The 17,636-nt window shown below is 55.8% G+C and carries 20 protein-coding genes; 4 read left to right on the top strand and 16 right to left on the bottom strand.

All coding sequences use genetic code 11. From position 1 onward, the window contains the following. Positions 1-111: 111 nt before the first annotated feature. Entirely contained in the window at positions 112-1,122 is a 1,011-nt protein-coding gene (locus tag IBX51_RS00290) for a LysR family transcriptional regulator (protein ID WP_291827322.1), read from the top strand. On the opposite strand, the gene IBX51_RS00285 is transcribed toward IBX51_RS00290, so the two are convergent. The 8 genes from IBX51_RS00285 to IBX51_RS00250 form a co-directional block, all read right to left on the bottom strand. Continuing rightward, entirely contained in the window at positions 1,111-2,076 is a 966-nt protein-coding gene (locus IBX51_RS00285) for a GNAT family N-acetyltransferase (RefSeq protein WP_291827319.1), read from the bottom strand. The two genes, IBX51_RS00290 and IBX51_RS00285, sit on opposite strands and share 12 nt — an antisense overlap. A gap of 3 nt (positions 2,077-2,079) precedes the next feature. Further along, positions 2,080-3,231 carry a cupin domain-containing protein gene (locus IBX51_RS00280; protein WP_291827317.1) on the bottom strand — a complete coding sequence of 384 codons (1,152 nt, stop codon included), beginning with the start codon at positions 3,229-3,231 and terminating at the stop codon, positions 2,080-2,082. A gap of 14 nt (positions 3,232-3,245) precedes the next feature. After that, the gene (gene purB / locus IBX51_RS00275; RefSeq protein ID WP_291827314.1) at positions 3,246-4,613 is read right to left on the bottom strand and encodes an adenylosuccinate lyase; all 1,368 of its coding nucleotides are present in this window, start codon (positions 4,611-4,613) and stop codon (positions 3,246-3,248) included. A 73-nt stretch (positions 4,614-4,686) separates the two neighbouring features. Next, positions 4,687-5,307 carry a high frequency lysogenization protein HflD gene (gene hflD / locus IBX51_RS00270; protein ID WP_291827312.1) on the bottom strand — a complete coding sequence of 207 codons (621 nt, stop codon included), beginning with the start codon at positions 5,305-5,307 and terminating at the stop codon, positions 4,687-4,689. Further along, the gene (gene mnmA, locus IBX51_RS00265) at positions 5,304-6,482 is read right to left on the bottom strand and encodes a tRNA 2-thiouridine(34) synthase MnmA (protein WP_291827309.1); all 1,179 of its coding nucleotides are present in this window, start codon (positions 6,480-6,482) and stop codon (positions 5,304-5,306) included. Before mnmA ends, hflD begins: the two co-directional genes overlap by 4 nt. A 50-nt stretch (positions 6,483-6,532) precedes the next feature. After that, positions 6,533-6,982 carry an NUDIX hydrolase gene (locus IBX51_RS00260; protein ID WP_291827308.1) on the bottom strand — a complete coding sequence of 150 codons (450 nt, stop codon included), beginning with the start codon at positions 6,980-6,982 and terminating at the stop codon, positions 6,533-6,535. Next, the gene (locus IBX51_RS00255; protein ID WP_291827304.1) at positions 6,979-7,617 is read right to left on the bottom strand and encodes a pseudouridine synthase; all 639 of its coding nucleotides are present in this window, start codon (positions 7,615-7,617) and stop codon (positions 6,979-6,981) included. The genes IBX51_RS00260 and IBX51_RS00255 overlap by 4 nt, the downstream gene beginning before the upstream one ends. A gap of 130 nt (positions 7,618-7,747) precedes the next feature. Next, a complete protein-coding gene (locus IBX51_RS00250) occupies positions 7,748-8,059 on the bottom strand; it encodes a cold shock domain-containing protein (protein WP_291827301.1) in 312 nt (103 codons plus the stop codon). 345 nt (positions 8,060-8,404) lie between these two features. On the opposite strand from IBX51_RS00250, the gene clpS reads away from it, so the two are divergent. From clpS to IBX51_RS00235, 3 genes are all read left to right on the top strand, one after another. Further along, a complete protein-coding gene (gene clpS, locus IBX51_RS00245) occupies positions 8,405-8,764 on the top strand; it encodes an ATP-dependent Clp protease adapter ClpS (RefSeq protein WP_291827298.1) in 360 nt (119 codons plus the stop codon). Positions 8,765-8,782: 18 nt separating this feature from the next. Next, complete coding sequence (gene clpA / locus IBX51_RS00240) at positions 8,783-11,053, top strand: ATP-dependent Clp protease ATP-binding subunit ClpA (RefSeq protein ID WP_291827295.1); 2,271 nt, start codon at positions 8,783-8,785, stop codon at positions 11,051-11,053. A gap of 190 nt (positions 11,054-11,243) precedes the next feature. Further along, complete coding sequence (locus IBX51_RS00235) at positions 11,244-11,441, top strand: putative solute-binding protein (RefSeq protein WP_291827292.1); 198 nt, start codon at positions 11,244-11,246, stop codon at positions 11,439-11,441. Between the two features lie 77 nt (positions 11,442-11,518). Here the strand turns inward: IBX51_RS00235 and infA are convergent, their stop codons facing one another. The 8 genes from infA to IBX51_RS00195 all read right to left on the bottom strand — a co-directional run bounded on the left by infA (position 11,519) and on the right by IBX51_RS00195 (position 17,562). Continuing rightward, entirely contained in the window at positions 11,519-11,737 is a 219-nt protein-coding gene (infA, locus tag IBX51_RS00230; protein WP_044386042.1) for a translation initiation factor IF-1, read from the bottom strand. Positions 11,738-11,818: 81 nt separating this feature from the next. Continuing rightward, positions 11,819-12,532, bottom strand: coding sequence for an arginyltransferase (locus IBX51_RS00225; protein ID WP_291827282.1), 714 nt, complete (start codon positions 12,530-12,532; stop codon positions 11,819-11,821). Continuing rightward, the gene (aat, locus tag IBX51_RS00220) at positions 12,533-13,246 is read right to left on the bottom strand and encodes a leucyl/phenylalanyl-tRNA--protein transferase (protein WP_291827278.1); all 714 of its coding nucleotides are present in this window, start codon (positions 13,244-13,246) and stop codon (positions 12,533-12,535) included. A 16-nt stretch (positions 13,247-13,262) separates the two neighbouring features. Then, the gene (gene trxB, locus IBX51_RS00215) at positions 13,263-14,213 is read right to left on the bottom strand and encodes a thioredoxin-disulfide reductase (RefSeq protein ID WP_291827275.1); all 951 of its coding nucleotides are present in this window, start codon (positions 14,211-14,213) and stop codon (positions 13,263-13,265) included. 56 nt (positions 14,214-14,269) lie between these two features. Further along, positions 14,270-15,181, bottom strand: a complete 912-nt coding sequence (locus IBX51_RS00210) for an AAA family ATPase (RefSeq protein WP_291827272.1) — start codon at positions 15,179-15,181, stop codon at positions 14,270-14,272. Positions 15,182-15,188: 7 nt separating this feature from the next. Continuing rightward, positions 15,189-16,112 carry a carbon-nitrogen hydrolase gene (locus IBX51_RS00205; protein WP_291827270.1) on the bottom strand — a complete coding sequence of 308 codons (924 nt, stop codon included), beginning with the start codon at positions 16,110-16,112 and terminating at the stop codon, positions 15,189-15,191. After that, on the bottom strand, positions 16,109-17,161 hold the full coding sequence (locus tag IBX51_RS00200) for an agmatine/peptidylarginine deiminase (protein WP_291827268.1): 1,053 nt from the start codon (positions 17,159-17,161) through the stop codon (positions 16,109-16,111). The genes IBX51_RS00205 and IBX51_RS00200 overlap by 4 nt, the downstream gene beginning before the upstream one ends. A 95-nt stretch (positions 17,162-17,256) precedes the next feature. After that, entirely contained in the window at positions 17,257-17,562 is a 306-nt protein-coding gene (locus IBX51_RS00195) for a hypothetical protein (RefSeq protein WP_291827266.1), read from the bottom strand. Between the last annotated feature and the right edge of the window lie 74 nt (positions 17,563-17,636).

Genomic DNA, 17,636 nt, shown 5'->3' with positions numbered 1-17,636 from the left:
AGCTCGCTTAATGAGCATTTATTTTATGAATCAATTGTTTTCTGTATATTGGGTGGGTGAATGATTTGGCGGCCTCTTGGTGGTCGTGTGGTTATTTGAACGGAGCACCGAATGGATATTTCCCGGGTTGATCTTAACTTGCTCGTGTACCTCGACGTTTTGCTGCGTGAGCGAAATGTAACCAAAGCGGCCAATCACCTCGGTATTACCCAGCCCGCCATGAGTAACGGTCTGCGGCGTTTGCGGGATCTGCTGGGTGACCCATTGCTGGTGCGCACCAGCGAAGGTATGACGGCAACGGAGCGGGCTCGCGAATTGCAGCCACTGGTAAGGAGTATTATCTCCGATATCGAACAGGCGGTGCAGGAGAAAACACCGTTTGCAGCGCAGGAAAGCCAGCGGGTGTTCCGGATTATGGCCAGTGATTACGCAGAGTCCTGCCTGATGCCGAGGGTTCTGCGGCGTATTCGCCAGGAAGCGCCCCATGTTACGCTGGATGTGCTGACGCCGAGTGACGTGAGCTTTCTGGACGTGGAGCAGGGCCGGCTGGACATGGCGATTAACCGGTTTGACAAGATTCCTCAGTCGTTTCATCAGAAAACCCTGTGGACCGAGTACTTCGCCTGCCTGATGAATGCCCGCAACCCCATCCTGAGAGAGCCGTTTACACTGGATACCTACCTGGATGCCAGCCACATCTGGGTCAGTAAAACTGGCTTTGGGGTGGGTGTGGGGGTGAACCCAAAAGACGTACAGCGACTGGGTTGGGTGGATGAGGCTCTGGGGCGTATGGGCCGAAAGCGTCAGATCTCAGTGTTCACCCGGCACTATCAGGTGGCCATGCTGCTGGCGGAGCAGCACGACTTGATTGCTACCCTGCCATCAAGGGCGGCCTGGCTTCAGAAGCATAACCCCAACCTGGTGGTAAAAGTGCCCCCCTTCGAAATTCCGCCTTTTGAGCTGAAGATGGCCTGGAGTCCCTTGTTGCAACACAACTCGGATCACCAATGGTTGAGAAAGCTGATTGCCGAAGTGGCTGAAGAAGTTGACGAGGAGTTCGCACCTTTTGGCGCCCAGTTTGAGTCGCCTCAGGTGTCACAGAGCCAGCACTCAGATCGGTAATTCACGCAGCTCAAGTGAGGGCCGGGCAGCGTCCCACATGCGTTGGAAGGCTTCTGCCTTGACCTTCACTCGCCCGCCAGCCGCAAAATTGGCAAAGCCTTCGGGTTTGTTGAAATCGTGTCGACAGAGAATACCTTCGCGGTCAGTCAACAAAAAGGGTTGGCCTTCGATCGGGTAATCCTGGTTTACCAGTCTCAGCTCAATACGACTGGTTAGCCGTCGCATCAGCTCCACCAGTTGGTGGCGTCGCTGCACCAGGGGCTTGTCATCATGAATCAGTAACCTAACATCACTCAGCCTGTGGCGGCGGGCAATCGCCGAAATCAGCTCGCGGAGTTGGTGACGATCGTACAGGTCGTGATCCAGAAAACGGTCATACAGCCAAAGCCGTTGGCCGGCCTGGCCAATCAGCGAATCCATCAACCCAAGCAGGGCGCTGTCGTGATCAAACAGCCAGCTCTCGGCATCGGCACCGAGGATCAGTGGTTGAGGCCTCTGGCCGATGACGCTGTCGGCCAGGGCGGGTGCCAGGCAGCGCATGTCGAGGTGAGGTATGCCGGCATCGTCGTAGAGGTCTGAGCAGACATGAAAACCGCAACGTTGATAAAAACCGGTAGCGTGTTGTTGCGCTGAAAGCCGCAACTCCTGGAAACGCCCGGCAGACTCGGTTAACAGGTGGCGCAGTAGGGTTTTACCAATACCTTTGCCCCGATATTCCGGCATTACCGCCATCCTGCCGATATAGCCGGTTTCTTCGAGGGTCGAAAACAGGCGGGCGGTGGCAATGGGCTGGTTGTTGCGATCGACTGCCAGGTAGTGGTCGGCAATTTCATCAGTGTCGTCCCACTCCAGCTCTGGCGGCACCTTCTGTTCATCAATAAACACCCGCTGCCGGATGTCACGAACCGAGTCGGGAGCCAGTTGCCAGCTGTATTTTCGGAATCTTGGTGTCATGACTTACTCGAAGTAGACCGAGCCTTGATTATAAAGTGTGGTCAGCAACCCAAGCAGCGCGTCATCACCCGTAAACTTGGTCAGCTCCGCCATATTGATGCGCGCGGCGGCGCACAGCAGGGGGGCCAGCGGTTGCGCATCGCCCTTTAGCAGATACTGTTCACCATCTACGAACAAGGCAGTTTCATTGTCCAGTTCATGGTAGGCGAAACGGGAGCCTTCGTTCCAGCGCAGCTGTTCACCGGCGTGAATGGCTTCGGTCAGATCCTCCGCCGTGGCCGGCTCATCGGCGGGCACGACGATGTCGAGGCTCTTGGGTGCTGTTGCAAACTGGCCAAACCACAGTGCCAGGTTGCGGCGATCTCCAAGCTGTTCGCGGATAACGCTGTCCAGGCGATCGATCACGTCTGGAGAAATGGTGCCGGGGTTGTCCTGTATTGTCAGGTCCGGGTCATTCAGGTGTTCTGAGGCTTTTGCATGCTGGCTCAGATAATCGGTGAAGCCGGTCAGCAGGTCATCCAGCGTGGGTGCCCGGAATCCGATAGACAGGGTGATGCAGTCGTCTTCGGCGACGCCGTGATGGCCAATGCCAGGGGGCAGGTAGAGCATGTCGCCCGGCGCCAGGGTGACGGTCTGTTCACCGTCCCAGCTACTGAGAATACGCAAGGGTGTGCCGTCTACCCGCGGCGAGGTGTGATCGCAATGGCCACCAAAGGTCCAGCGACGATGGCCTTGGGCCTGCAGAAGAAAGACGTCATACATGTCGTAATGGGGGCCAACACTGCCACCCCTGGGCGCGTAACTGGCCATGATGTCGTCCAGGCGCCAGTTCGGGATGAAGCGGAATGGCTCCAGCAGGTCGGCGACGTCGGGCACCCAGTGGTCCAGCCCTTGCACTAGCAGTGTCCAGTCCTGCTCTGGCAGTTGGCTGAAGCGCTCCGGGGTGAATGGGCCGTTGTGCAGTTGCCAGGGTTTGCCCGAGTCCTCCTCAAGGATGAGGCGGGATTCCACCGCTTCTTCGCAAGCCAGCCCTGCCAGCTCGTCCGGGCTGACCGGGCATTGAAAATCGGGGAATGCCTGGCGGATCACTAGAGGCTTTTTCTGCCAGTAGTCTCGCAGAAATTCAGAGGCTGTCAGTCCGCCAAGCATGTCCATGGTGTTGCTCCGGTTCAGATGTTGCCGGCCTGTTCGACGGCGTTACCAATGTAGGTTTCTGGGGTCAGAGCGCGCAGTTCGGCTTTCGCGTGCTCCGGGATCTCCAGAGTCTCCACGAAATTCTTGATGACTTCGGGGGTCATCGCCTTGCCGCGGGTCAAGTCTTTAAGCTTTTCATAGGGCTTTTCGATGTTGTAACGGCGCATAACGGTCTGGATCGGCTCGGCCAGCACTTCCCAGGCGCTGTTCAGGTCGTCGTTCAGGCGGGCCGGATTAATTTCCAGCTTGCTCAGGCCTTTCAGCGTGGCTTCGTAGGAGATCAGGCTGTGGGCAAAGCCAACACCCAGATTTCGCAGTACCGTGGAATCCGTCAAGTCACGCTGCCAGCGTGAGATCGGCAGCTTGGCCGACAGGTGGCCAAAGATGGCGTTGGCGATGCCCAGATTGCCCTCGGAGTTTTCGAAGTCGATGGGGTTTACCTTATGCGGCATCGTAGAGGAGCCGATTTCGCCTGCGACGGTTTTCTGCTTGAAGTAGCCGAGTGAAATGTAACCCCAGATATCGCGATCGAGATCGATCAGGATGGTGTTGAAACGTGCAACGGCATCGTATAGCTCGGCGATGTAGTCGTGGGGCTCGATCTGGGTGGTGTATGGGTTCCAGTCCAGGCCAAGGCTTTCGATAAACTCTTTCGCGTTGGCGGCCCAGTCAACCTGCGGGTAAGCCGACAGGTGCGCGTTATAGTTACCAACGGCGCCGTTGATCTTGCCCATCAGTTCAACCGCTTTGATCTGTTTGATCTGGCGGCGCAGCCGGTACACCACGTTCGCCAGCTCTTTACCCACCGTGGTGGGTGAGGCGGTCTGGCCGTGGGTGCGGGACAGCATGGGTTGCTCTGCATGCGCTTTGGCCAGTTCGGCCAATTTATCGACCACCTTTTCCATGCCGGGCAGCAATCCATGATCCAGGCCTTCGCGCAGCATCAGGGCGTGCGACAGGTTGTTGATGTCTTCAGAAGTGCAGGCGAAGTGAACAAATTCGGTGACCGCGTGCAACTCTGGCACCTGAGCGATTTTTTCTTTGATCAGGTACTCAACGGCTTTTACATCGTGGTTAGTCGTGCGTTCGATTTCTTTGATGCGCTCGGCGTCGGCCAGGCTGAACTCGCTGACCATCTTGTCCAGAAAGGCGTTGGCCTCAGTGGAGAAGGCGGGCACTTCGGTAATGGCCGGGTGCTGGGCAAGCTTTTGCAGCCAGCGGATTTCGACGGTTACCCGATTACGGATCAGGCCGTATTCACTGAATATGCTGCGAAATACGCTGACTTTACTGCCGTAGCGTCCATCGACCGGGGAAATGGCGGTCAGGGCGTTGAGTTCCATCGAAAACCTCTCAGTTCATCAAAGAATCGGACAAAAAATAGGGGCTGTATGATACACCAGCGCCCGGTTTGAATCAGCGCAACAGCTCGCGGGCGTGGTGAATCACTTTTTTGCGTGCAAAAATCAGCTGCCAGCGGCGGCCGCCACTTTGCCGCCAGAGTACTGCCGAGCGAATACCGGATAATAGCAAGGCTCTGACTTTGGCAGCGTTTTCCTCCTGCTGCAGTACCTGCGGATTGCCGCTGACCTGAATGCGCAGGCGAAAGGTGCTGATGGTGTCGCCATAAACAGATGCCAGATTGCCTATCAGGTTGCTGTGGACATAGCCAAAATGACTGGCGGTGTGGCGGGCCTGGTCGATGCGACTGCCGATCACATCCAGCATGTCTGGATCGCGCTTGAGCTTGGACTCGAGGTGAATCAGGTTCAGTACATAGCGGAGTATTTCGACGTCCTGGGGCCGGCTTTGTTGGGCCAGCGAGGTTGACAGGGCGTCTAGGCCTTCGCGGATGTCAGACAGTTCGCCGCCATAAACATCCAGCGTTGACGCTGGATCGCTGGCGAACAGCGAACGAATGCAGGTTTCCAGGCTCTCCTCGTTGCAGGTGCCGTTGTGGGCAACCTGTCGCACTAACGATGCGGCCTGAAAAAGACCGGCCAGCGCAATGGTCTGATCGTGCAGGGAGCGGCTCATGATGCGGCTCCTGTGGCTTCAGTCTGGCATAGGCGTTCTGGCAATGCCTCATGGTCACGCCAGGTTTGCTCAATAACGCCACCGCCAAGACAGATCTCGTCGAAATAGAAAACCACTGACTGCCCCGGAGTAACCGCCCGCTGAGCGTCGTCAAACACCACTTTTACGCCGCCATCGATAACAGTGACTTCGCAGTCTTGATCCGGCTGACGGTAACGGGTCTTCGCTTTGCAGCGAAATTGTGGCGCCGGGGCCTCGCCGGCAATCCAGTCGATGGGGCCAGACACCAGGCCTCGCGAGAACAGCAAAGAATGATGCTTACCCTGAACGGCGATCAGCACGTTACGGGTGAGGTCTTTTTCTGCGACATACCAGGGTTCGTCTCCGAATTCAGCGAGGCCGCCAATGCCAAGGCCCTGACGCTGGCCAATGGTGTGATACATCAGGCCCTGATGCTTGCCGATGACCTTGCCATCCGGGGTCTCAATGTGGCCAGGCTGAGCCGGCAGGTACTGTTTCAGAAAATCAGTGAACTTGCGCTCGCCGATGAAGCAGATGCCGGTGGAGTCTTTTTTGTCGTGGGTGATGAAGCCCTGGGCCTCGGCAATGCGGCGTACCTCTGGCTTTTCAAGTTCACCAATCGGAAACAGTGTGCGGGCAATCCGGTCGCCGGATACGGCGTGCAAGAAGTAGCTTTGATCTTTGTTCGGATCCAGCCCCTTTAACAGTTCAGCCTTGCCGCTGCCGTCTTCAAGCGGGCGCTGGCGCGTATAGTGGCCGGTCGCGATATAGTCTGCGCCCAGGGTAACGGCGTAATCGAGAAACGCCCGGAATTTGACTTCCTTGTTGCACAGGATGTCCGGATTGGGGGTGCGCCCGGCGCTGTACTCAGACAGAAAATGCTCAAAAACACGGTCCCAGTATTCGGCGGCAAAGCTGGCGGTATGAAGTTTGATACCGATAGCGTCGGCCACCGCCCGGGCATCCGCCAGGTCGGTCATGGCGGTGCAGTACTCGGTGCCATCGTCTTCGTCCCAGTTTTTCATGAACAGGCCTTCTACCTGATAGCCCTGGTCTTTTAGCAGCCAGGCGGCTACGGAGGAATCTACGCCACCGGACATGCCAACGATTACACGGGTGTTTTGAGGGGCTTTGGTTGCAGGATTCTGGGTCATGGGCCTTCTGGTAATCGGTTAAAAGCTGAAATTTTATCACTTTGTGATGATTACGTCTGTCCGTCGATGACCACATCCAGGGGGAATTGCCGGCCGTTTCGGTAATCCTCGATGCATTGTAAGACCAAAGGGCTGCGCAACTTGCTGCCAAGATCGCGCACTTCCTGCAGTGTGAGCCAGTGCGGGGCAATGATGCCGGCATCCAGCTCCGTGGTGACATGGCGAATGGCTTTGGCGGCGTAGCAAAATCGGTAATAGGTGACACCGTTAGCGGGAGCCGTGTAGGTGTAAACGCCCAAAAAGTAAGTTGGCTCTATTTCCCAGCCGGTTTCTTCGAGGGTTTCCCGGCGCACGGCATCCATGATCCGTTCGTCTTCTTCAATGTGCCCGGCCGGTTGATTGAACACAACCTTACCGTTGCTGAGTTCTTCCACCAACAGGAACCGGCCCTGATCGTCTTCCACGATAACCGCGACTGTGGCGTGGGGCTTCCAGGTCATTTTCGGTGGGGTCTCCTGCCGGATTTTCGGGATTGGGTTCCGGGTTTGCCGGAGTTGGACTTGTCTGGTGCTGAGTTGTCGGGCATGTTTACGCTTTCAAGCCGGAATTCACCGGGTTGCAGATGATCCAGTGCCCACTCGCCAATCCGGCATCGTATAAGTCTCAGGGTAGGGTAGCCAACCGCTGCTGTCATTCTGCGCACCTGTCGATTGCGCCCTTCATTGATGGTCAGTTCCAGCCAGCTGGTGGGTACCGAAGGCCGGTATCTTATCGGTGGTACTCTTGGCCAGATTGCAGGCTGCTGAATAACGTGCGCTTTTGCCGGTCGGGTAATGCCATCGTTCAATTCTACGCCAGTGCAGAGGTGTTTGATGGCCGATTCGCTGATTTCGCCCTCTACCTGAGCCCAGTAGGTTTTTGGCATTTTATTTTCGGGCGAGGCGATCCGGTGTTGAAGCGGCCCATGATCCGTGAGCAGTAGCAAGCCTTCGGAGTCGTAATCCAGTCGCCCGGCAGGGTAGAACCCGGGCTTATCGATCCAGTCCGCCAGCGTGGCACGGGGATTCCGGGGGCGGTCGTCAGTGAATTGGCTTAATACCTGGAACGGTTTATTAAAAAGTATCAGCTCGGCCATTCACGGGATCCTGTCTGACGAATGCTCGGGAGAGGTAAGCCTAGCGGATTCGTGTTCGTGAAAAAAGCACAAAAAGGGAAGGCCTGCCGGCGAAGCCAGCAGGAACAAAATGCACTGTTGAGGGGCTTTGTTAGCCGTTTACCGCTCTTGGTGGATACCCTTCGCGCTCTGGCTTTGCGGCCCCGGAAGATGAGTCTCGCTGCTGCGAGCCAATCTCCGGAGTCTGCGTGGCCGTCGATTCATCTGGAACGATATTGACGGCGTGAATGCCTTTATCCCCCGGCTTTTTCTCAAAGGTTACGGGTTGGCCGGCTTTCAGCGTTTTATAGCCCTCCATCTGTACCGAAGTAAAATGGGCAAACAGATCGTCGCTGCAGCCGTCTTCGATGATAAAGCCGTACCCCTTGGCGTTGTTGAACCACTTGACCTTGCCTTTTGGCATGATGAACTCCCCTGTTCCGTGTTTGTCAATATTGTTCTTGGAGTGGCTGCTTCCGGTCGGGCCTGTTCCGTGCCGGCCCCGGTGCCTTGCGGCAGTATAAGCTGTCGCATCTGGTTACATGCGATTGCGCAAATTAACATGATTTTACAATCAACGTTAACTGTCGACCAAACCCGGGCCTGAGTCAAGAGTAACGAGTGGTTGAATGAGTGGTTCAAGAAGGTCTGGAAGCGGTATCATGGTCGTATTGATAAATAACGCACGTTCGAGACGGTCTTTCTCTTGAAAACCGTGTGTCGGGCAACCACAGTTACTCAGGAAGCCGAAAATCCGGTAAACAGAATCATGCGGACAATTGAGAATTCTCTACTAGTATTTAATCAGGGGGAGGACGAACAACCCGGTCGCCAGGATGGCGTCAGTGTTGCGCCCGAGAAGCCAGCGTTGAAGCGCCCGGCCCGGTACCGGGTGTTGCTCCTGAATGATGATTACACCCCCATGGACTTCGTGGTGGATGTACTGATGACATTCTTTGCAATGAATGAAGAGAAGGCGACGCAGGTGATGCTGCTCGTCCATACGCAGGGAAAAGCCGTATGTGGGGTATATACCCGCGACATCGCGGAAACAAAGGCGGCGCAGGTGAATCAGTATTCTTCGGAATGTGACCACCCGCTCCTTTGTGAGATTGAACGTGCGGACTGATAGAAGGCGGGGTGGCACATGCTTAGCAAAGATCTTGAAATTACGCTGAATACGGCCTTCAAAAATGCCAGGGACAAGCGTCATGAATTTATGACCGTTGAGCATTTGTTGCTGGCCCTTCTCGACAATGAATCGGCAGTGGGTGTTCTCAAAGCCTGTGGTGCAGACCTGAAGCGGCTCGAAGATGAGCTGGTTGAGTTTGTAGACTCCACCACACCCTTGATCCCCAGTTCCGACGGCGAGCGTGAAACCCAGCCAACACTGGGGTTCCAGCGCGTGTTGCAACGTGCTGTGTTTCACGTGCAATCTTCTGGCAAAAAAGAGGTGACCGGAGCCAACGTGCTGGTTGCCATTTTCAGTGAGCAGGAGAGCCAGGCGGTTTACGTTCTGAAGAAACAAAGCATTGCCAGAATCGACGTGGTGAACTTCGTCTCTCATGGTATATCCCGTGTACAAGGGGCGGAGGATCAGGATGGCGCTGATCATGTCGCCCAGGATGAAGCAGGCGAGGAGGGTTCTCACTCTCGCCCGCTCGAAAGTTATGCGACCAACCTGAACGAGCAGGCTCGGCAGGGCAGAATCGACCCGCTGATCGGTCGCGAACACGAAGTGGAGCGGGTGGTTCAGATTCTTGTGCGTCGGCGCAAGAACAATCCATTGTTGGTGGGTGAAGCCGGCGTCGGGAAAACCGCCATAGCGGAAGGCCTGGCCAAGCGCATTGTAGACGGTCAGGTGCCGGATATTATTTCCGATGCGGTGGTGTATTCACTGGATATGGGCGCGCTGCTTGCCGGTACCAAATATCGGGGTGATTTCGAGAAGCGCCTGAAAGGTCTGCTTAATGATCTGAAAAAGCAGGATCATGCCATCCTGTTTATCGACGAGATCCACACCATCATTGGCGCTGGTTCGGCTTCTGGCGGCGTTATGGACGCGTCAAACTTGCTGAAACCTATGCTCGGCTCGGGTGAGTTGCGTTGCATCGGTTCAACAACCTTCCAGGAATTTCGGGGCATCTTTGAAAAAGACAGCGCTCTGGCGAGACGTTTCCAGAAAATCGATGTGAACGAGCCCAGTGTTGAGGATACCTACCAGATTTTGAAAGGCCTCAAGCCAAATTTCGAGAAGCATCACGACCTGAAGTACACCGACCAGGCGCTTAGGGTTGCTGCTGAGCTGGCGGATAGATACATCACTGATCGTCATCTGCCAGACAAGGCAATTGATGTGATTGATGAAGCCGGTGCAAGACAGCGATTGCAGCCTGAGGGTAAACGCAAGAAAACGGTCGATGTAACCGACATTGAAGACATCGTGGCCAGCATTGCGCGCATACCGCCGAAAAATGTCTCTACCAGCGACAAGGACCTGCTGCGTAATCTGGAGCGAGACCTCAAAATGGTGGTATTTGGTCAAGATCCTGCCATCGAATCTCTGGCAACGGCCATCAAGCTGGCTCGTGCCGGCCTTAAGGCGCCGGAGAAACCTGAAGGTGCGTTCCTGTTTGCCGGGCCTACCGGTGTGGGTAAAACCGAAGTCACCAAGCAGTTGGCAAAAGTGCTGGGTATTGAGCTGGTACGATTTGATATGTCGGAGTACATGGAGCGGCATACCGTCTCTCGTCTGATCGGTGCGCCTCCGGGCTATGTGGGCTATGACCAGGGCGGTTTGCTGACAGAGTCGGTCAACAAACATCCACATTGCGTTTTGCTGTTGGATGAGATTGAAAAGGCCCATCCGGAGGTCTTCAACTTGCTGCTGCAGGTTATGGATCACGGTACCCTGACCGACAACAACGGTCGCAAAGCAGACTTCCGCCACGTAATCCTGGTGATGACCACCAACGCCGGTGCGGAGAGCATGGCGCGCAGGTCTATTGGCTTCAGCGAGCAGGATCACAGCAGTGATGGCATGGAGATTATCAGCAAGACCTTTACGCCCGAGTTCCGCAACCGCCTGGACGGAATCATTCAGTTTGCTGACCTGCAGAAGGCGACCATTACGCACGTGGTCGACAAGTTCCTGACAGAGCTGCAAGCGCAACTGGATGAGAAGCACGTGGTACTGCATGTGGATGGCGCGGCGAAATCCTGGTTGGCCGAGAAAGGCTACGATGTAACCATGGGTGCCAGGCCGATGGCGCGTCTGATTCAGGACAAGATAAAGCGGCCGTTGGCTGAGCAGATCCTGTTTGGCAGGCTGGCAGAGAAGGGAGGTGATGTCTTCATTCAACTGAAAGGCGATGAGCTGGTTTTTGACTACGAGGATGAGCCCGCCGAAGCGGTCTGATTCGATTACTTTGGCTTGTCCCGAAAACCCGCTGTCGGCTACAACAGCGGGTTTTTTTTATCTGTTGGCCGAATCTGGCTTATTTCCCGGGCCGCGCTGTCAATTCAATTCAGGATGACTTCTGTCAGTTTTAGGCGGTAATCCCGTGGTGCTACACGGCTCGCCAAGAACAATGATAAGGAAGCGGTGGGTGGATATCGGGCCAGAGGATATGCGGGAGTATCAGGAAATGCTCAGACAAGTGCGCATTGATCTGCTTGCCGATAACCAACAGGGGGCACCGTTGGCGGCGGCTGTCTACCATGAAGATATGATGACAATACTTCGCAAAATTCGCTGTTACACCAATCCGGGAGGCATTGAGTGTTCCGATCAGAACAGGGAGTAGTTCCTCGTTACGAGATGGCTTTGTCTGGCGCAATAAAAAACCCCGCATACGCGGGGTTTTTCAGATGTCACTTGGCATTAACGGGCGCGGTAAACGATGCGCCCCTTGCTCAGATCGTAAGGTGTTAACTCAACCTTGACCTTGTCGCCGGTCAGGATGCGGATGTAGTTCTTGCGCATTTTGCCTGAGATGTGCGCGGTCACAACGTGGCCGTTGGACAGCTCAACACGAAACATAGTGTTTGGAAGGGTGTCTAGAATAACGCCTTCCATTTCAATGACATCTGATTTCGCCATTCAGTAAAAACCTCGTTCGGAATACTTTTCGGTGATTTTAAATTGCGCAATTCTGCCTGATTTCTTAACGTTTAGCAAAATTCAGTCGGTTTGTAGCTCGCGCCAGTGGCCGTCCCGCAGTGCTTCAATGGGTTTGAATCGGGTTTTGTAATTCATTTTACGGCAATCCCTGATCCAGTAGCCCAGATATAGGTGAGGTAAACCTCGCCGCTTTGCTTCTTCAATTTGCCAAAGCACCGCGAAGGTGCCCAGGCTCCGGAGCTCAAGCTCCGGGGCAAAAATGGTATAGATCGCAGACAAACCGTCGTCCAGTAAATCTACCGCCGCCAGACCCACCAATTCGCCAGCCAGCGTCATTTCCAGGAACCAGGATTCGGTTGAGCCCTCTACCAGAAACGACGTGAACTGCTCCTTTGACGGTGGGTACATATCGCCATCCCGGTGCCGCTCCTCAATATAATGTGCATAGAGGCGGTAGTAGCGCTCGCTGAATGAGGCGGGGACCAGTTTGCAGGTGATGTCTTCATTCTTGCGCAGCACGCGGCGTTGATTACGGTCTGCGCGGAACTGATCCACCTTCAGGCGCACCGGAATGCAGGCATTGCATTGCTCGCAATGGGGCCGGTAATAGTGCGAGCCGCTGCGGCGAAAGCCCAGCGCGGTTAATTGGCTGTAAAGTTTTTTGTCTATGTGGGCCCTGGGGTCCACAAACATGGTGGTTGCTTCTCGGTCTGGCAGATAGCTGCAATCGTGGGGAGGCGTCGCAAAGAAAACAAGAGTTCTCAGATTACTCATTTACACCTCCGGCCCAGGCCATTGCCAGGTGAATGTCCAGTCTGGCTGATCGGCCTTTCGATCCACACACGATCTGAGTATAGATAAAAATTCCGCACGGGGAAGGGTCCTTGCACCCATGCTGATCAGGTGGCTGCTTTCCACCTGGCAGTCCATCATCTGATAACCCCAGGCTGCCAATTGGTGCGCCAGATGCACCATCAGAACTTTCGAGGCGTTGGTCTCGAGAGAGAACATGGATTCGCCAAAAAAGCATGCGCCCAGGGCGACTCCATACATTCCGCCGGCCAGCTCACCCTGTTGATTCCAGATTTCGATGGAATGAGCAACACCCAGCCGGTATAGCTCGGTGTAGGCAGCCATCATCTCATCGGTAATCCAGGTACCCTCACTTCGGGTATTGGCGCACAAACGGATGACTCGATGAAAGCTCTGATCGGCAGTAACCCGAAAACGTCTTTGGTTGAGAGTGCGCCGCAGGCTCCGGGAGATGTGTATTTCGTGAGGAAATAGCACGCACCTTGGATCGGGAGACCACCACAAAATGGGTTGGTCATCGCTAAACCACGGGAAAATGCCGTTACGGTAGGCCAGCGATAACCGTTCGGGTGACAGGTCGCCGCCCAGGGCCAGAAGACCGTCAGGGTCGTCCAGCGCCTCATCCGCAGGGGGGAACCAGAGTTTGTCCGGGTCCAGCCAGGGTAGCGCAGTCATCGCTTTGCTGCCCGTGTCAGTCTTGATCCAGAAACTTTTCGGCGTCCAGGGCGGCCATACAGCCAAAGCCGGCAGAGGTTATTGCTTGACGATAGACGTGGTCGGCCACGTCACCCGCCGCGAACACGCCCGGAACGCTGGCTTGAGTGGCCATGCCATTCAGCCCGGACTGAATGCGGATGTAGCCGTTTTCCATGTCCAGCTGGCCCTCAAACAGGCCGGTGTTCGGCTTGTGCCCGATGGCAATAAAGACACCGGCCAGATCCAGGTCGCGGGTACTGCCGTCTTCTGTGCTTTTGATGCGCATGCCGGTGACGCCGGTGCCATCACCCAGCACTTCATCCAGCGTGTGATTCCAGACGATCTTGACGTTCCCGTTTTTGGCTTTTTCGAATAGCTTGTCCTGCAGTATCTTCTCGGAGCGGAGTTTGTCGCGACGGTGCACCAGAGTGACCTCGTCGGCAATGTTGGACAAGTATAAGGCCTCCTCTACTGCGGTATTACCACCGCCAATCACCGCAACTTTCTGTTTGCGATAGAAGAATCCATCGCAGGTGGCGCAAGCAGAGACGCCCTGGCCCTTGAACTTTTCTTCTGATTCCAGGCCCAGGTACATGGCTGAAGCGCCGGTAGCAATAATCAGGGCGTCACAGGTGTATTCACCGCTGTCACCTTTCAGCCGGAACGGGCGAGTGCTCAAGTCAGTTTCGTTGATGGTGTCGTAAACAATGTTGGTTTCAAAGCGTTCCGCATGCTTTTGCATACGTTGCATCAGCTCTGGCCCCTGAACACCGTCGTTATCGCCGGGCCAGTTATCGACATCGGTCGTGGTTGTGAGCTGGCCACCTACCTCAATACCGGTAATCAGGGTCGGGTTCAGGTTGGCACGGGCCGCATAGACCGCAGCGGTATAGCCGGCCGGGCCGGAGCCAAGAATGATCAGTCGGGAGTGTCGGGTTTCGCTCATGAGGTTCTCGCTGGTGTTTGGGAATTCTAAGTCAGTTAGATGAGGCCACGGCCGCTTTATTCAAGTACAGAAACTGTGGCCAGCAGCTGGCGCACCCGCTCTTGGCTTTTGCCGGACTCTCCCTGTTCCAGGCGGTGTTCGGCGACGGAAGGGAAAACCGCCTGCACGTCGTCTGGCAAAACGTGATTGCGGCCGGCCATCAGTGCCCAGGCTTTGGAGGCGCGCAGCAGGCCAATACCTGCGCGGGGCGACAGTCCATACAGTAGTCCAGACATGCGCCGACTTTGCTCAAGTAATCGTTGCAGGTAGTCCAGCAAGGCAGGGCTTGCGGATACGCTATCGACAGCCGTCTGCAGGGCTCTCAGGTCGTCGTGGGGCAGAATCGCTTGCAGCCGCTCTGTCAGCGCCCGGCGATCTTCGCCCTCTAGCAGTTCTCGCTCCGCTTTTGGGTCTGGGTAGCCAAGACGAAGCCGCATCAAAAAGCGGTCGAGCTGAGATTCCGGCAGTGGGAAGGTGCCGCCCTGTTCGATGGGGTTCTGGGTGGCAATTACAAAAAACGGCGAGGGCAGGGGGCGGGTTTCTCCCTCGATGGAGACCTGTCGTTCTTCCATGGCTTCGAGCAGTGCGCTTTGGGTGCGTGGTGAGGCGCGATTAATCTCGTCGGCCAGTACCACCTGGGCAAAAATAGGACCGGGATGAAACACCAGGCTGCCTGCTTGTTTGTCGTACATGGAGTAACCCAGAACGTCGGCGGGCAGCAGGTCGTTAGTAAACTGGATGCGCTGGTAGCTCAGTCCCATGATTTTGGCGAGGGCATGGGACAGGGTGGTTTTGCCCATGCCGGGGATGTCCTCGATCAGCAGGTGACCACGGGCGAGCAGGCCGCACAGAGCCAGTCTTACCTGGGTTTCTTTGCCCAGCAGAATCTTGTTGAGCTCGGTAACAACGCTGTCCAGTTTCTGTTTCATGCAGATTTCAGTCCCGTACCCGTTTGAGAATGTCTTCGTAGGCATCAATACGTCGATCACGGAAATACGGCCATATGCGACGAACAGATTCGGTACGGTTGCGGTCCAGGGTTGCGGTAAGAATGGATTCACTGTGTTCGTCAGCCCGTGCCAAAAACTCACCTTGGGGCCCACAAATGAAGCTGTTGCCCCAGAAGCGGATGCCGTTGCTTTGGCCCGACGGGTCTGGTTCTGTACCAACGCGGTTGGGGGCGATGACTGGCAAGTTGTTGGCGATCGCATGACCCCGCTGCACGGTTACCCAGGCCTCAAGCTGGCGGGCTTGTTCATCGGGCTCATCGGTGATGTCCCAGCCGATGGCGGTGGGGTAAATCAGCAGGTCTGCGCCGGCTAATGCCATCAGGCGTGCGGCTTCTGGGTACCATTGATCCCAGCACACCAGTACACCGAGTTTGCCAAGGGATGTTTCAATGGGGGTGAACCCGCTATGTCCCTCGTTAAACCGGGCATCGCCAGGTGTAAAATAGAATTTTTCGTAGAAGCCCGGATCATCAGGGATGTGCATTTTACGGTAGATGCCGGCCAGGCTGCCGTCGGTATCAAACACCACGGCTGTGTTGTGGTAAACGCCGTTCATCCGGCGTTCGAAAATGGAACCGACCAGAACAATGCCGAGCTCCTTTGCCAAGGCAGACAACCGGTTGCTGGTTGGCCCCGGGATGGGTTCAGCCAGCTCAAACACGGCGGTGTCTTCAGTCTGGCAAAAATACAGCGTGGCGTGCAGCTCCTGTAGAACAATCAGCTGGGCTCCACCTTTCGCCGCTTCGCGAATCAGCACTTCCGAGGTGGCGAGGCTGGCAGCCTTATCCGCGCTGCATTTTTGCTGGATCGCGGCGATGCTAAGTTGGTTGTCGTCGGGTGTGTTGCTCATAAAGTCACCACGCCTGCAGGAATCTGCATAGTGACGCAATGCAGACTGCCATGTTGGTGGATCAGCGGTCGGCAGTTGATCGGGATGATCTCCCGGTTCGGGAAGATATCCGCCATGATGCGGATAGCCTCCTGATCCTGAGGTACATCGTAGACCGGCAGTAAAACGGCCCCGTTAATAATCAGGAAGTTTGCATAGGTGGCCGGCAAGCGCTCGCCGTCTTCATCGTAGATGGCGTCTGGCCAGGGCAGCGCCGTGAGCTTGTAGGGGCTGCCGTCTCTTTGCTGAAATTCTTTCAGTTCGTCTTCCATGGCCGCCAGTGCTCTGTAATGTTCGTCTGCCACATCCGGGCAGGCCACATAACAGATATGATCGCGGGCGCAGAAGCGAGCCAGTGTGTCGATGTGGCTGTCGGTATCATCCCCGGCCAGATACCCATGATTGAGCCAGAGCATGCGGTCTGCCCCGAGCATCTCCGATAGCAGCTGCTCAATGGCGGAGCGATCCATGGAGGGGTTTCTTGACGGCGTCAGCATGCATTCACTGGTGGTAAGAATGGTGCCGTCGCCATCAGACTCAATAGAGCCGCCTTCGAGCACAAACGCAACCGATTGCAGCGGATGCTTGCCAAACACTCGGGCATTAGCCAAGTGCTGATTGAGTGCGTTGTCTTTCTCCCAGGGGAACTTGCCACCCCAGGCGTTGAAGCTGAAATCAAGCACGACCGGGCCGTCGCCAGTGTCTACGGTAATCGGGCCGTGATCTCGTGCCCAGGTGTCGTTGGCGGGTGCAGGCACGGTGATGACCCGCCCGGGCAGGTCTTCGGCCACAGCAAACTCGTTCAGCTCCCGTTGCAGCTCCTGCAACCTGACCACAAACTCGCAGCTGATCAGCAGATGCTCAAATCGCAGCACTTGTCGGGCAATGGTCAGAAACACCGGCTCGACCTCGGCCATCATTCGGGCCCAGTCGGTGCCCGGGTGTGGCCAGGTCAACATAACCGCACTCTGGGGTGCCCACTCCGCAGGCAACACTCGCTTGGAAGTCACTGTATTCGTCACCTTGGTTCGCAAAAGTCGCCATTCTATCTGACCGTTGCGATAACGTCAGGCCATGAACAGAGAAAATTGAACTCTCAGAAAAGTTATTTGCGGTTACGTTTAACGACGGAATGCAGTACCTGGTTATGCTCGAAATAGACGATGAAGTTCGGGTAGTGCCACTGGCTGATCGGCGGTTCGCCAACCGGGCCTTTCATTTCTTGTGGTGCACCCCAGCGATTTCGCACCGAGTCCTGGCTCATGCCGGTGGAGGGCAGGCTGATTTCGCTACGGTCAGCCTGGCTGCCAACCGGAATGGTGAGCTCTTCAGCGTGAACGTGACTGGCCACACCAGCTGAAATCAACGACGTCAGGGCCATAGCGGCGATCAGATTGTGCTTGCTCTTCATTGGGTTCTCCATTAATGCCTGTTCCCTGCGAGACAACCCGCAGGACATGGATAAAACGTAATATCTCGGAAAAA

Source organism: Marinobacter sp. (assembly GCF_014859525.1).
Classification (GTDB): domain Bacteria; phylum Pseudomonadota; class Gammaproteobacteria; order Pseudomonadales; family Oleiphilaceae; genus Marinobacter.
This window is presented reverse-complemented; position numbering and strand designations above follow the sequence as displayed.

Coding starts and splice junctions, on each gene's coding strand:
- hflD (WP_291827312.1), bottom strand. CDS start 5,307: ATGAGCCGCTCCCTGCACGATCAGACCATTGCGCTGGCCGGTCTTTTT.
- IBX51_RS00205 (WP_291827270.1), bottom strand. CDS start 16,112: ATGAGCAACACACCCGACGACAACCAACTTAGCATCGCCGCGATCCAG.
- IBX51_RS00260 (WP_291827308.1), bottom strand. CDS start 6,982: ATGACCTGGAAGCCCCACGCCACAGTCGCGGTTATCGTGGAAGACGAT.
- IBX51_RS00225 (WP_291827282.1), bottom strand. CDS start 12,532: ATGAGTAATCTGAGAACTCTTGTTTTCTTTGCGACGCCTCCCCACGAT.
- IBX51_RS00255 (WP_291827304.1), bottom strand. CDS start 7,617: ATGGCCGAGCTGATACTTTTTAATAAACCGTTCCAGGTATTAAGCCAA.
- purB (WP_291827314.1), bottom strand. CDS start 4,613: ATGGAACTCAACGCCCTGACCGCCATTTCCCCGGTCGATGGACGCTAC.
- IBX51_RS00250 (WP_291827301.1), bottom strand. CDS start 8,059: ATGCCAAAAGGCAAGGTCAAGTGGTTCAACAACGCCAAGGGGTACGGC.
- mnmA (WP_291827309.1), bottom strand. CDS start 6,482: ATGACCCAGAATCCTGCAACCAAAGCCCCTCAAAACACCCGTGTAATC.
- IBX51_RS00195 (WP_291827266.1), bottom strand. CDS start 17,562: ATGAAGAGCAAGCACAATCTGATCGCCGCTATGGCCCTGACGTCGTTG.
- clpA (WP_291827295.1), top strand. CDS start 8,783: ATGCTTAGCAAAGATCTTGAAATTACGCTGAATACGGCCTTCAAAAAT.
- trxB (WP_291827275.1), bottom strand. CDS start 14,213: ATGAGCGAAACCCGACACTCCCGACTGATCATTCTTGGCTCCGGCCCG.
- IBX51_RS00285 (WP_291827319.1), bottom strand. CDS start 2,076: ATGACACCAAGATTCCGAAAATACAGCTGGCAACTGGCTCCCGACTCG.
- infA (WP_044386042.1), bottom strand. CDS start 11,737: ATGGCGAAATCAGATGTCATTGAAATGGAAGGCGTTATTCTAGACACC.
- IBX51_RS00280 (WP_291827317.1), bottom strand. CDS start 3,231: ATGGACATGCTTGGCGGACTGACAGCCTCTGAATTTCTGCGAGACTAC.
- IBX51_RS00210 (WP_291827272.1), bottom strand. CDS start 15,181: ATGAAACAGAAACTGGACAGCGTTGTTACCGAGCTCAACAAGATTCTG.
- clpS (WP_291827298.1), top strand. CDS start 8,405: ATGCGGACAATTGAGAATTCTCTACTAGTATTTAATCAGGGGGAGGAC.
- IBX51_RS00290 (WP_291827322.1), top strand. CDS start 112: ATGGATATTTCCCGGGTTGATCTTAACTTGCTCGTGTACCTCGACGTT.
- aat (WP_291827278.1), bottom strand. CDS start 13,246: ATGACTGCGCTACCCTGGCTGGACCCGGACAAACTCTGGTTCCCCCCT.